A 12,241-nucleotide genomic window follows, 5' to 3' on the forward strand; every position below is an offset into this window, starting at 1 on the left:
TCTCGATCGCCCCTGTTCTTAAAGGGGACGATCGCGCTAAGATGGCGGTGGCAGTCGTTAAAAATTAAATTACCAGCGACAAATTCCGAACTCTTAACAGCACTTTGCCTACTAAAACCATCTCAACTTCAAAATTTGCCCTCGTCAGGCTTTACTTTACTGAAATGTTGTGGGTTCGTAATATTTCTGCTTCATCATGCCAATCAGATATTTGACCGACCAAATTTTAAAAATGTCAGGCAAAGTGCCAATTCGCATCGTCCTTGTTGTGCCTTTTGCCCTCCAGACTTTCGCTGCTGTAGGGTTGACGGGGTGGCTGTCTCTGCGGAACGGGCGCATAGCAGTCAATGATGTTGCCACACAACTGCGGACAGAAGTCACATCGCGTATCCAACAACATATTTATACTTATATCAAAACACCCCACCAAATCAATCAGCTCAATCTCGATGCCATCCGTCTCGGCATTTTGAACGTGCAGGATGCTGAGAATTTGCAACGCTACTTCTCCAAACAAATCAAAACCTTTGATAAAATTAGCTACATTCAATTCGCCTCCCAACAAAAAGATTTTATTGGAGTTGAACGCCTCGACGACGGCAAGTTGCAAGTTCAGATTTCCAATCAATCTACGGGCTATAACTTTTACAGCTACGCGCCGTCAGAGTTCGGAGAACCAACCCAGCTATTAAAAACTACTCTCAACTACGACCCCCGCGTCCGACCTTGGTACATAGCTCCGGTGCGGGCAGGCAAAGCAACTTGGAGTAAAATTTATACTTATTTTGACGCTCCCAAACTAGCGATTACGGCTGCTCAGCCAGTTTACGGCGAGGATGGGAAACTGATAGGAATCCTGGGTGCTGACTTGACACTTTCCAAGATAAGTCAATTCTTGAAAACTCTAAAAATTGGCAAATCAGGACAGACTTTTATTGTAGAAAGGTCTGGGCAATTGGTAGCCAATTCTACTCTGGAACCGCCATTTATTGTTAGCAACGGCGTTCCGAAACGGATTGTGGCAGCCAGCAGCAAGAATTTTCTGATTCGATCGACCGCCCGCTATTTGACAGAACGCTTCGGGGATTTGCGCAAAATTGACAGATCTCGTCAGTTAGATTTTACGATCGACGGTCAACGACAATTTCTACAGGTGACGCCGCTCTCAGACAGCAGGGGCCTCGATTGGTTGATTGTGGTGGCTGTTCCTGAAGCCGATTTTATGGAAAGGATTAATGCCAACACTCGCTACACAGTGTTGCTGTGTTTCGGTGCTTTGGTGGTGGCAACGGCGATTGGCGCTCTGACTTCTAGGTGGATTGTTGTACCGATTCAGCGTCTGAGCAAGGCTGCGGAGGCTTTGTCGCGGGGAGAATGGGACGGGATGGCGGTAGATCCCCGCTTGATGGCGTCTGTAGAGCGGGAGGATGAGGTGGGTGTCCTGGCTCGCTCTTTTAATACGATGGCCGGTCAATTAGAAGAGTCGTTTACTACTCTCGAAGATCGGGTGGAATCTGCGATCGCCGACAAAAATGAATTAATTATTTCTCTGAAGAAATCGCAGCAAAAACTGGCTCTCCATCTTCACCAAACTCCTTTGGGGGCGATTGAATGGGATCTAAACTTTGAAGTAGCGGAATGGAATTTGTCAGCGGAAAGAATTTTTGGATACAACCGCTTGGAAGCAATGGGACGCCACGGAGTCGATCTAATAGTTCCTGAAAGTGCTAAGGAGTATGTCACGCAACTATCTATCACTTTGCTAACTAATCAAGGAGGAATTAGTAGCATTAACGAGAACATCAGAAAGGACGGCAAAATTATTCTTTGCGAGTGGTACAATACCACTTTAGTTGATGCTGACGGCAGCATTATCGGGGTAGCATCGCTGATTCAGGACGTGACCGAATTTCACAGTGCTGTGGGGCAGTTGCGGGCCAGCGAGGAGCGGTTTCGTCAGTTGGCAGAAAATATTCATGAGGTATTTTGGATTAGAGAACCCAATCAAAAGCAGCTAGTTTATGTGAGCCCTGCTTGCGAGAAAATATGGAATTTGAGCTGTCAGAGTTTGCACTCAGAACCGGAGGCTTTTTGGGATGTTATTCACCCGGAGGATCTCGATCGCGTCAAGGCTGCTTTTGAGAAACAGGTGCTGGGCGATTATGATGAGGAGTATCGGGTAGTGCGATCGGACGGTTCAGTTTGCTGGGTGCGCGATCGGGCTTTTCCAGTCCGCAGCCAAACCGGAGAAATTTACCGCATCGTCGGTATTGCTGAAGATATTACTCAGCGCAAATTAGCAGAAGAATTCCAAAAAGTAGCGCAAGTAGCTCAAGCGGCAAGCCAAGCCAAAAGCGCCTTTTTAGCGAATATGAGCCACGAATTGCGAACTCCCCTCAATGCGATTATTGGTTACAGCGATATGCTCAAAGAAGACGCCGAGGATTTAGGCTGCGAAGATTTTATCCCCGACTTGCACAAAATTCAAATGGCGGGCAAACACTTGCTGTCTTTAATTAGCGACATTCTAGATATTTCAAAAATTGAAGCCGGGCGAATGGAACTTTACTTAGAAACTTTCAACCCGGTTAATTTAATTGACGAGGTAGTTTCTACTGTCAAACCCTTGGTAGATAAAAATTATAATAAGTTTGAAGTTGATTGTGGTAGCGATTTGGGAGTGATGTATGCTGACATTACCAAAACTCGTCAAATATTGCTCAACCTGCTGAGCAATGCAGCTAAATTTACGGAACACGGCACTATTACCCTCTGCATTGAAAGAGTTAAACATCAAAGCTTAACAACTCAAGAAATAGCAGAACCTTCCGACTTAATAATTTTTCGCGTAGCTGATACGGGCATTGGGATTTCCTCCGAACAAATGCAGCATTTATTTCAAGCTTTTATGCAGGGCGACGCCTCAACTACGCGCAAGTACGGCGGCACTGGTTTGGGATTGACTATTAGCCGTCACTTTTGCGTGATGATGGGCGGCGATATGCACGTTCAAAGCGAGTTAGGTTGCGGTTCGGTTTTTACAGTGTGCTTGCCGACCCGCGTTGAATTATTGGTCAGCAGTTAGTCTTGCTGTCGAAGACGCAATTATTAGAAAATCAACCTGGTTTCTTGACAAAAAACCTATCATTTTACACAACTTCGGGGCAATAAACCAAGGTGATGATACCGTGCACCATAAGTCCTAATCCTAGCTAATTTCCCGTTTCTGCCGTCCCAAAAGTTGAGCTGTTAATACGCCGCCGACAAAGCCAAAGAAATGCGCTTGCCAGGAAACTCCCGGCTGCGATGGCAAAACTCCCCAAATTAAACTGCCGTAGAAGAAACCGACAACTAAAGATACTAAAATAGAGGTAAAGCTGCGTTCAAAATAGCCCCGCAGCAGCAAGAAGCCGAAGTAACCAAAGATTAATCCGCTGGCACCAATGTGAACGGAATAGGGCGCGCCAGTCAGCCAAACTCCGAATCCGCTGACTAGCACGGTTACGGCACTCACGATAAAAAAGTCGCTAATTTCTCGCAGCATGATCAACCAACCCAATGTCACTAAAGGGAGGGTATTGGCGGCTAAGTGAGCAAAACTGCCGTGCAGAAAAGGCATCAACAGGATGCCTTGAAGTCCGTCGATGCTGCGGGGGCGGACTCCGTAGGCATTCAGCCTGCCTCGGAACAGGAAGACATCGACAATTTCGATAATCCAGAGAAGGGAGACGAAGCCGCCGAGAATGGCGGCGTGGCTTTGCAATTCGCGGGTGATAGCTTTGGTTTCTGGGTTGCTCATGGGTGGTGAGGGCGGTGATACCGATTATTTCTCATTGTAGAAGTTTCTGAGCGATCGCGAGCAAAGATAGTTGGGGCGGGGTTTCAGGGTTGTTTGCAGCAGAGCTTATTTAGAAATATGATAAGTTTTATTAAAAGTTCCGCATTTTCACGTATAGGATAATTCACCTCGATGCGTCACAATTGTAATTGAACTACAAAAGGAGAGTCAACCGAAGGTTGAAGCTAAAAAGTAGAAGACAGAATTTTTACCCTATCAATCAATTGTTGGGCTTGAAATGAGGACACTTTTTCGATCGCACACCGTCTATAAAAAAAATCAGGAACTACTTCGATCGCATAAAGTCATTAATTTAAGAAGTTCAATCCGGTAAAGCCAAACGAGATGCTGTAGATACTGATTGTAGATAATATCGCACAAGCTCTACAAAGAGTTCTTGGCACCTCGTTATAAAAGAGGAACAGAGCAAAATGAACGTATTTGAGCATACAGTCTCCTACCGAACTCTGCCACATTGGGTAGGGTTTAGCAAACAAGAAACCGCAGTTAATGTCGCTACAAATTCTCAACCTTACGGTCAAAAGCCACACTTTGACCCCTTGCATCCGCTAAAACAATGGCTTGATAACACTGCTATTAAAAGTCAAAAGTTGGCTCGGTTGCTGTGTAAATTTATTCCCAGCCAGTGTCCGTTTGAGCGAGAAGTCAAAATTGGCGCTCGCACTTTATTTTCCATTCCCCCTATGTGCAAGTTAAATCCGCTTTACGAACAAGTCGTTGGGATTCGCTTTCGTGCTTTGTGTTATTTGGCTGACGAGTGCGGCGAGGATGTGACTCCTTATTGTTAATTCTGCAAAAACTTAAATTTCTACCTGTATTTTCACCCTCCCTTCTCCTTGTTGGGGAGGGTTTTTTTATTTTTAGATTATTTGGCGGTTGAAACTGCTAGCAACGCGATCGCACAAACTAAGTCTGCCTCCGCAGACAAGCGAGATCGAGTCGATCGCGAAGTCCTACAATTTCGATTGAGGCAAATATTCCCGTGCAAATACCTCGATCGCCTCTGCAAAATCACCTGCTGTGGGGTCTAGCAGAGCCTTGGCGCGCAGTTCAGTACCCAATTCAAGTTGTATCGCATCAATGCCAGTTCCTGCTTTGCCACCGTAATTGCGGATGCTAGTTTTTATCAATTTCGATAAGTGCGATCGCGCGACACGCACCCGCAACCCACGAGGGAAGTCTTTACGTGTCGCTTTTGGGCTTTTCAGACCCAGAAGGTATATCTCCCTTTTTTTTGGCTTCTAACACCGCTGTTTCAACGATAAAAGCTATCAAGCTAGCTGTGGGTCTACCTTGCCGATCGGCCCACAGTTCTAAGGATTCATAGATGTAGTCGGGGAGTGTGATGTGAACGCGCTTGCTCACTGTCAATATTTACTGTTTGCGAACGCTCCCAATCATACAAGTTTACGCCGATCGCGGTGTTATAACGCTATTTTAGTAATTTTCTGCTACCAATGAGGGCCTTTTCTGCAATAATTTGTACAGCACACCACAGGTGCAAAGTCAAAAGCCAGTCCCCCGCCGTGGAAAAGCAAGGACTGGCTATGGCTCCCATCAACAAAGGAGATACGTCTATTATGCGGTATGAAAAACGTCTCAAGCCGTGGATCGTTGTTCGTTTGCTTCCGAATCTACAAAGGGTCGTTGTCGGTCGCTTTCGCAGTTGGTCTGATGCAGAGGGTCATTTGCGAGTTCTCCAACAACTGCTTCCGGCGGCTCGATTGACCTTAGTTTTCGATCCGATCGATTAATTTTGGTTGCGAGTTATTGAAGTGCGTGAAGCGAAGCTATCCCGAAGGGAATCGCCCGCTTGTTTGAGGGAGGGCGATCGTACAAATCACCTCAAAACAGTGCGATCGCTTGTGCCCTCAAATTTCAGGCTCGATCGGGATTGTCCTCTTCGTAATCCATTAAGTCTCCCGGCTTGCAATTCAGTGATTTGCAGAGAACGTTCAACGTTGCTGCGTCTATTCTGGTCAGGTAACGGCGAGTTTTGAGCCGAGAAATAGACCTGGGATTCATGCCGGTTAGGACAGCCAGTTCCTTATTACTGATATTCCGATCGGCCATGACAACTGCTAATCTCCACCGGATCACTGTTTAACTGCTCACAACCTTTGCAAGGCAGATGCTAGCACCTTGTAGGTCAATTTTTGGGCTGTATAGACTGTAACAGTTGCACAATAGACCGCTGCGGTTGTCAAACCGCTTTATTTGAATTAAACTTAAGTATGCAAAAGTCAAAAGCCAGTCCGATGCTTTCCGAGGGCTCAGGACTGGCTATGGCTCCAATTAACAAGGAGATACACCTATTATGCCGTATGAGAAACGTCTCAGACCGTGGATCGTGGTTCGTTTGCTTCCAAATCTACAAAGGGTCGTTGTCGGTCGGTTTCGCAGTTGGTCTGATGCAGAGGGTCATTTGCGAGTTCTCAAACAACTGCTTCCGGCTGCTCGATTGACCTTAGTTTTCGATCCGATCGATTAATTTTGGTTGCGAGTTGATAAGCGTGCGATCGTCCTTGGTTTCAGAAGGGCGATCGCAATTTCGGGCAATGTTAAACTAGACGCAAAATATCAATTGAGTTGGGGAAAAAACCGTGACAGCTATTCTACAAGTAACAGAACAGCCAACAGCACAGCGCGACTTCACTCCAGAAGAATATTTAGCCCTGGAAGAAGCAGCAGAGTACAAAAGTGAATATCGCGACGGAGTAATTATTCCAATGACAGGTGGAACTACAAATCACAATCGCATTGCCCTGAATATGAGCATAGCATTACGTCTTGCTCTTAAGGGACTTGACTATGATGTTTTCATGGGCGACGTGCGTCTGTGGCTGCCGAAAAAGCGAACTTATACTTATCCCGATGTGATGGTAATTCCGGGGAAACCTGAGTATTTCAATAATCGCCAGGATACGGTGATGAATCCTCAAGTGATTGTGGAAGTTTTATCGAAATCTACGAAAGCTTACGATCGCAGTGATAAGTTTAAGTTTTATCAAACGCTGCCGACATTTCAAGAGTATATTCTGATTGACCAATCTCAGGTTTATATAGAACAGTATTGTAAGTTGGCCAACAAGCGGTGGTCGTATCGTCAGTACGATGAGGAGGATGCGGCGCTAGTTTTTAATTTCTTTCAAGTTGAAGTGCCGCTGGCAGATGTTTATGAGAAGGTGGATTTTGAGGCGGAAAATGAGCCAGAAGAAAGCGGCGAGGAATAAGGGCGATCGCTTTTTTGGAAATGCAGGTTATCATTTAAGTGAGCGATCGCACTTAAAAGAAATATTTGTTCAACATCCTTGCGGGAGAACATCAAGATGACAGGCACTTTGCAAACAACCGAGCAACGTTACTGCACAGAAGAGCAATATTTAGCACTGGAAGAAACAGCAGAGTACAAAAGCGAATATCTCGACGGGGAAATTATTCCTATGACAGGCGGATCTACGAATCACAATCGGATCGCAGGAAACGTTTACATTGCTTTAAATGTCGCTCTTCCAGAACAAGAGTATGATGTCTTCATCGGTGACGTGCGTCTGTGGATACCAAAAGTGCGACTGTACACTTATCCAGACGTAATGGTAATTTTTGGGCTACCTGAGTACCGCAATAATCGCACTGACACGATTACCAATCCTCAAGTTATTGTGGAAGTTTTATCAAAGTCTACTAAAAATTACGATCGAGTTGACAAGTTTGCATTTTACAAAACTATTCCTTCTTTTCGAGAATACATTCTGATTGACCAAACAAAAATCAAAATCGAGCAGTATTCTAAAACCGAGAATAAAAGATGGTTGTATAGCGAGTATGACGAGGAAGATACGGCTTTAGTGTTTAATTCCTTCCAGTTAGAAGTTCCTCTATCTGCTATTTATAAGAAAGTGAATTTTGAGCAAGTTGAGCAAGAAGATAGTCAAAATGAGGAGTGAGGGCGATTCCCTTCGGGATACCTTCGCTTCACGTACTTGGTGGGAAAAGGGCGAAGGGATCTCGCTCCTGCCTCATGTTAAACTGAATCTAGCGGTCGTGTTAAGCAAGGAAAAAATAGCCGTGCTACCTCTGCAAGAACAAATTGTTGACAAACTGAAAAATTTCTCTGAAATCGAACTGCAAGAAATCCTCAACTTTGCTGATTTCCTGTTATGGCAGCGGAGAAAGCAGGAAGTAGCTTCGCCGCCAGAGGAAACTGGCAACAGCCAACCAGCAAATATGGATGAAGAGTGCGAGGTTCATTATGTTGGTGGAGTCTTAGTCGTCAAAGCATCATTAATAAAAAATCAAGAACTGATTAATTGCGATACAATTATTCCCGATATGCCCGAAGATGGAAAATATCTAATTGAAAAAACATGACTCAAAATAATTTACTGTCTCGCATCTCAATCGACTCGAATATCTGCTTTGGCAAACCCTGTATTCGCGGCCATCGCATCTGGGTTTCTCTGATTCTTGACTTTCTAGCTAGCGGCATGACTTTGGAAGAATTGCTTGAGGAATATCCGGGAATTGAACGAGAAGACGTTTTGGCTTGTATTGCTTATGGGGCTGAGTTGGCAAGAGATTATTATGTCGAAATTCCTCTGGGTGAAAAAAAGGTAGTTTTAAAGTGAAGTTAAAACTTGATGAAAATTTGGGCAGCATCCGCGTTGTTTCGATGTTACGTTTGGCTGGCCATGATGTTGCGACTGTACGGGAACAAAATTTGAGTTCCACACCGGATGAATTATTAATTGATATATGTCGGAGGGAAGATAGATGTTTGGTGACTTTGGATAGGGGGTTTGGCAATCGCCTCCGCTACAATCCTTCTGATTATTCTGGGATTGTGTTACTGCGTCTGCCTTCTCAATCGAAACCGCAAGATTTGCCAGCGGCAGTAGAAATATTAATTCGCGGATTGGATGCCGCAGAAGTTGCGGGTAAATTGTGGATTATCCGAGGAGAACAGCTTTTGGAATATCAAGCAATATCGGAAGATGAATCTGACTAAATGCGGGCAGAAATAATGGAGAAATTTATTCAAGAATAAACTTTTTATTGGATACATCCGTACAGCTAAACCTTTTTACCGACGCTGTTTAGGTAGCACTGCCTTTGCCAACATTTCTGCGAAATATGCAATTAATGGGTTTCCAAGTCCGAAAGGTAAGACTGCGATAATATCTCGGTCAATGCGATAAACTCTAGAACCAAGTCGGAGAATGAAATCTCCATCTTCACGAGCTTTTATACGTTCCCTTAAACGTCGAATTTCCTCACTTATAGCACTTTCGCCAACCTGCTCATCTATTAAAATTAGTTCTCTATCAAGATTTTCGAGTTCAGCTAAAATCCTCACAGCATCACCCTCCAAGCTATTTATCCTATCCAACGCTGCTTGTCGCCGCGACTCAATTTTTACAATTTCTGCAAGTCGTGAACGTTCTGCTTCGAGAACTTGGATCTTTTCCTCCTGAGTTTTAGCCTGCTCTATTAACCTTTCGATCTCTGGAACTTTAGCAAGCTGCTGTATGATTTCCCTATCAGAACTGCTAATTGCGTAACTAAATAAGTTTATACCAACGGGGGCGACAATAGCACAGGCAAGACCGAACCAAATTACAAAACGATTATCTTTTACCGACTGAAAGCCAAGATAAACGGTTCCGCCAATAAGAGCAATTGCAATTAATGCTGAAATCTTTCTTCTCAACATCACTGAAGTAATTCCAAAATTAAGGGTTGAAAGATATCTGTCCAAGATTTTATAGATCGGCAAGGGCATCCACAAGAGATGCCCTTACCGCAATCCAAACTACGCGCCGACAGATTCCTTCGCTGCGTAAAGCACCTCAACGGTAATCTTATCAATCCCCCGATCGCGCGCGAACTTCTCAGTATTCCGCTTCACCTTACCCCGCACAAAACCGGGGATTTTATTCAATTCTGCCTGTCCATCCTTCGTCCAACCCATATCAGAATCAGCCGAAATTCCCTTCGTAATCACTTCCTTAGTATCGTGGCCGCCGAAGATTTCCAGCAAGTGGTCTTCCATTCCCAAAGTGAAGGAATTGTAGACCAAATCTACGCACTGATTAGTGCCTTCATAACCCAAAAATGGCTTGTAGCCGATCGGGAAATTTTGGACGTGAATCGGTGCAGCAATTACGCCGCATGGAATATCCAACCGCTTACCTACGTGGCGTTCCATTTGCGTGCCGAAAATTGCCGAAGGTTCCGCTTTGGCGATCGCATCTCCGATCGCCCCGTGATCGTCCGTCACCAGCACTTCATCGCAATACTCGCTAACCTGTTCCCGGAACCAGTCAGCGTCGTGTTTGCAGTAGGTTCCTGCCCACACAACGTGGATTCCCATCTCGCGAGCCAAAATCTTCGTCATCGCCGCAGCGTGCGTATTATCGCCAAATACGACGGCTTTTTTCCCGGTTAAATTTTGGCAGTCGATCGATCGCGAAAACCAAGCAGCCTGCGACACAAACCGCGTTTGTTGGTCGATGAAATTTTCGTAATCAACATCCGCACCTTGAGCATTCAAAACTTGCTGAATCTTGCGGATACAGCGCGCAGTTTCCACCACACCCATCGGCGTAATATCCACCATCGGCGTGCCGAATTCTTTTTGCAAATACTCCCCGGCCATCATCCCCAATTCCCGATAAGGAACCAAGTTAAACCAAGCGCGCGGCAGTCTTTTTAAGTTGTGAACCGAAGCACCTTCGGGAATAACTTCGTTGACTTCAATGCCCAAATCTGCCATCAAACGCTTCAACTCGGTGCAGTCGTGCTGGTTGTGGAAACCCAGCGTAGACATACCGATAATGTTGACAGATGGTTTTTCGCTTTTGGCTTCTACTAAATCGCCTTTTTTGCGGGCTTTGTTAATGTAAAATTGGACGATTTGATCTAAGGTGCGATCGGCAGCTTGCAGTTCGTTGACGCGGTAATGGTTGACATCGGCAAGCAATACATCGCCTTTGGCATCCAATTGAGCTCGCTCCACGAAGTTTTCCAAGTCTTCTTGCAGAATGCTGGAGGTGCAAGTCGGAGTCAACACGATTAAATCCGGGTGCTCTTCTCTGTCTTTGCGGGTGATGTTGTCCACCACTCGTTCCTGGGAACCGCGCGCGAGTACGTGTCTGTCAACGACGCTGGTAGTCACCGGGGTGAAGTCCCGTTCCCTCTCCAGCATGGAACGCATGACGTTGAAATAGTCGTCTCCAATCGGTGCGTGCATGATCGCATGGACGTTTTTGAAGGAAGTGGCAACGCGCAAAGTGCCGATGTGGGCTGGCCCTGCGTACATCCAATAAGCCAATTTCATAGGTATTTTCCTGGTGCTGGTTGAGAATTGCCCGATCGGGCCATCACTGCTAAATTTTAAGGTTGTTTCTGATTTTCTCACCGGATGAATCCTTGAGAAATAGTAACTTTCTGAGGATTTACAGATTTGGGAAATGGTCAAACGCTTTACCTGGTTGGGATTTGGCTCGTAATTCCAACAAATTGACCTTAGTTTTATGGCAATAATTCTTAATCTTTCCTCAAATTTTCTTCAGACCTAGGTAAATCCTATCGCCCTAGGGTTCGCTGCCGCGCACCAGACAAGGTGCAATAATTCTGCATTTTTTGTCAAATTTACTCTGCTCAAACGGTCAGTTAGACTTGTTAATCGATCGGCCAGAACAGATAGAATGGAGGGAAATTACGGCTGCCGAAGCAACACTGCACGATCGGCAAAACGCCATTACACCAGTTTTAAAAAAAAGAATGCAACGGCAGGCTCGTGCTCCAAAGCCTGATACTCATCAGTCATTCCCCATTATTCAATTCTTTAACCTAAAATCTCAAATCTCAAAGGGTATTACTTCCCTCAGCGCCTCGGTCGCGAATTGCAGTTAAAACTTGCACCGCCCAGTTTTTTTAGCACCAGCAATTTGCGCATTTTCACCGAAAAAAATAAATCTTTCAGCACTTGCGTATTTTCACCGGATGTGGTGGTCAGCGGCTAAGATCAAGCAATTCCTTGGAAGCTGAGATGATTTAGTTGTCAGGGTGGCGATCGAGCGTCAGAGTAAATCCTGGCACAAATCCTGTATTTGCCCTCTTGTTAACCTAACTGCTGAGGTGATGAAAGCCCCAGCGCGCTTTTGTCAGCAGCAGCTCTTTGCTGTCAAGGCCTGCCTTCCCACACATCCCAAAAGATAGCTCTTGAGTGATAATGAAGAATAGCATAGGATTTACGAAAAGAAACCCGGCTTATACGAGAAAATCTTGGGTTCGTCAACGACTAGCGACGAAGAAACTGGGTTTCTAGCCCGCCGCGCGTAAGTCCTGTAACATTGACCAAGCACACCTAATTTGAGA

At 45.3% G+C, this 12,241-nt stretch carries 15 protein-coding genes; 9 read left to right on the forward strand and 6 right to left on the reverse strand.

Annotation, left to right across the window (positions count from 1 at the left end; genetic code table 11):
- Positions 1-196 precede the first annotated feature (196 nt).
- A complete protein-coding gene (locus QUA78_RS12980; protein ID WP_333305506.1) occupies positions 197-3,085 on the forward strand; it encodes a PAS domain S-box protein in 2,889 nt (962 codons plus the stop codon).
- 123 nt (positions 3,086-3,208) lie between these two features.
- Here QUA78_RS12980 and QUA78_RS12985 read toward each other — a convergent pair whose 3' ends face one another.
- Entirely contained in the window at positions 3,209-3,799 is a 591-nt protein-coding gene (locus tag QUA78_RS12985) for a rhomboid family intramembrane serine protease (RefSeq protein WP_333305508.1), read from the reverse strand.
- Positions 3,800-4,269: 470 nt separating this feature from the next.
- On the opposite strand from QUA78_RS12985, the gene QUA78_RS12990 reads away from it, so the two are divergent.
- The gene (locus QUA78_RS12990) at positions 4,270-4,647 is read left to right on the forward strand and encodes a Mo-dependent nitrogenase C-terminal domain-containing protein (protein WP_333305510.1); all 378 of its coding nucleotides are present in this window, start codon (positions 4,270-4,272) and stop codon (positions 4,645-4,647) included.
- Between the two features lie 165 nt (positions 4,648-4,812).
- Here the strand turns inward: QUA78_RS12990 and QUA78_RS12995 are convergent, their stop codons facing one another.
- Both QUA78_RS12995 and QUA78_RS13000 read right to left on the reverse strand, forming a co-directional pair.
- Complete coding sequence (locus QUA78_RS12995) at positions 4,813-4,989, reverse strand: hypothetical protein (RefSeq protein ID WP_333305512.1); 177 nt, start codon at positions 4,987-4,989, stop codon at positions 4,813-4,815.
- Between the two features lie 52 nt (positions 4,990-5,041).
- On the reverse strand, positions 5,042-5,224 hold the full coding sequence (locus tag QUA78_RS13000; protein WP_333305513.1) for a ribbon-helix-helix domain-containing protein: 183 nt from the start codon (positions 5,222-5,224) through the stop codon (positions 5,042-5,044).
- 182 nt (positions 5,225-5,406) lie between these two features.
- On the opposite strand from QUA78_RS13000, the gene QUA78_RS13005 reads away from it, so the two are divergent.
- Positions 5,407-5,613: a hypothetical protein gene (locus tag QUA78_RS13005; protein WP_333305527.1), complete on the forward strand. Its 207-nt coding sequence runs from the start codon at positions 5,407-5,409 to the stop codon at positions 5,611-5,613.
- A 124-nt stretch (positions 5,614-5,737) separates the two neighbouring features.
- Here QUA78_RS13005 and QUA78_RS13010 read toward each other — a convergent pair whose 3' ends face one another.
- Entirely contained in the window at positions 5,738-5,959 is a 222-nt protein-coding gene (locus QUA78_RS13010) for a helix-turn-helix transcriptional regulator (protein ID WP_333305515.1), read from the reverse strand.
- A 503-nt stretch (positions 5,960-6,462) separates the two neighbouring features.
- On the opposite strand from QUA78_RS13010, the gene QUA78_RS13015 reads away from it, so the two are divergent.
- The 5 genes from QUA78_RS13015 to QUA78_RS13035 all read left to right on the forward strand — a co-directional run bounded on the left by QUA78_RS13015 (position 6,463) and on the right by QUA78_RS13035 (position 8,867).
- Entirely contained in the window at positions 6,463-7,092 is a 630-nt protein-coding gene (locus QUA78_RS13015; RefSeq protein WP_333305517.1) for a Uma2 family endonuclease, read from the forward strand.
- A gap of 96 nt (positions 7,093-7,188) precedes the next feature.
- The gene (locus QUA78_RS13020) at positions 7,189-7,806 is read left to right on the forward strand and encodes a Uma2 family endonuclease (protein ID WP_333305519.1); all 618 of its coding nucleotides are present in this window, start codon (positions 7,189-7,191) and stop codon (positions 7,804-7,806) included.
- A complete protein-coding gene (locus tag QUA78_RS13025) occupies positions 7,796-8,230 on the forward strand; it encodes a hypothetical protein (RefSeq protein WP_333305521.1) in 435 nt (144 codons plus the stop codon). The genes QUA78_RS13020 and QUA78_RS13025 overlap by 11 nt, the downstream gene beginning before the upstream one ends.
- Positions 8,227-8,487, forward strand: coding sequence for a DUF433 domain-containing protein (locus tag QUA78_RS13030; RefSeq protein WP_242723171.1), 261 nt, complete (start codon positions 8,227-8,229; stop codon positions 8,485-8,487). Before QUA78_RS13025 ends, QUA78_RS13030 begins: the two co-directional genes overlap by 4 nt.
- Positions 8,484-8,867, forward strand: a complete 384-nt coding sequence (locus QUA78_RS13035) for a DUF5615 family PIN-like protein (RefSeq protein WP_333305523.1) — start codon at positions 8,484-8,486, stop codon at positions 8,865-8,867. Before QUA78_RS13030 ends, QUA78_RS13035 begins: the two co-directional genes overlap by 4 nt.
- A gap of 75 nt (positions 8,868-8,942) precedes the next feature.
- Here QUA78_RS13035 and QUA78_RS13040 read toward each other — a convergent pair whose 3' ends face one another.
- Positions 8,943-9,641 (reverse strand): hypothetical protein, encoded by a 699-nt coding sequence (locus QUA78_RS13040; RefSeq protein ID WP_333398854.1) that lies wholly within the window; start codon positions 9,639-9,641, stop codon positions 8,943-8,945.
- Positions 9,642-9,671: 30 nt separating this feature from the next.
- A complete protein-coding gene (bchB, locus tag QUA78_RS13045; RefSeq protein ID WP_190659189.1) occupies positions 9,672-11,198 on the reverse strand; it encodes a ferredoxin:protochlorophyllide reductase (ATP-dependent) subunit B in 1,527 nt (508 codons plus the stop codon).
- Positions 11,199-11,503: 305 nt separating this feature from the next.
- Here bchB and QUA78_RS13050 point away from each other — a divergent pair, with 305 nt between their 5' ends.
- Positions 11,504-11,776 carry a hypothetical protein gene (locus QUA78_RS13050; protein WP_333303000.1) on the forward strand — a complete coding sequence of 91 codons (273 nt, stop codon included), beginning with the start codon at positions 11,504-11,506 and terminating at the stop codon, positions 11,774-11,776.
- The last annotated feature ends 465 nt before the right edge of the window (positions 11,777-12,241 follow it).

Source organism: Microcoleus sp. K4-B3, assembly GCF_036704615.1.
In the GTDB taxonomy this organism is placed as follows: Bacteria; Cyanobacteriota; Cyanobacteriia; order Cyanobacteriales; family Microcoleaceae; genus Microcoleus.

What these genes read in the sequence shown, in the direction of transcription:
- bchB (WP_190659189.1), bottom strand. Translation starts at nt 11,198, where the DNA reads ATGAAATTGGCTTATTGGATGTACGCAGGGCCAGCCCACATCGGCACT.
- QUA78_RS12980 (WP_333305506.1), top strand. Translation starts at nt 197, where the DNA reads ATGCCAATCAGATATTTGACCGACCAAATTTTAAAAATGTCAGGCAAA.
- QUA78_RS12990 (WP_333305510.1), top strand. Translation starts at nt 4,270, where the DNA reads ATGAACGTATTTGAGCATACAGTCTCCTACCGAACTCTGCCACATTGG.
- QUA78_RS13005 (WP_333305527.1), top strand. Translation starts at nt 5,407, where the DNA reads ATGGCTCCCATCAACAAAGGAGATACGTCTATTATGCGGTATGAAAAA.
- QUA78_RS13020 (WP_333305519.1), top strand. Translation starts at nt 7,189, where the DNA reads ATGACAGGCACTTTGCAAACAACCGAGCAACGTTACTGCACAGAAGAG.
- QUA78_RS13040 (WP_333398854.1), bottom strand. Translation starts at nt 9,641, where the DNA reads ATGCCCTTGCCGATCTATAAAATCTTGGACAGATATCTTTCAACCCTT.
- QUA78_RS13025 (WP_333305521.1), top strand. Translation starts at nt 7,796, where the DNA reads ATGAGGAGTGAGGGCGATTCCCTTCGGGATACCTTCGCTTCACGTACT.
- QUA78_RS12985 (WP_333305508.1), bottom strand. Translation starts at nt 3,799, where the DNA reads ATGAGCAACCCAGAAACCAAAGCTATCACCCGCGAATTGCAAAGCCAC.
- QUA78_RS13030 (WP_242723171.1), top strand. Translation starts at nt 8,227, where the DNA reads ATGACTCAAAATAATTTACTGTCTCGCATCTCAATCGACTCGAATATC.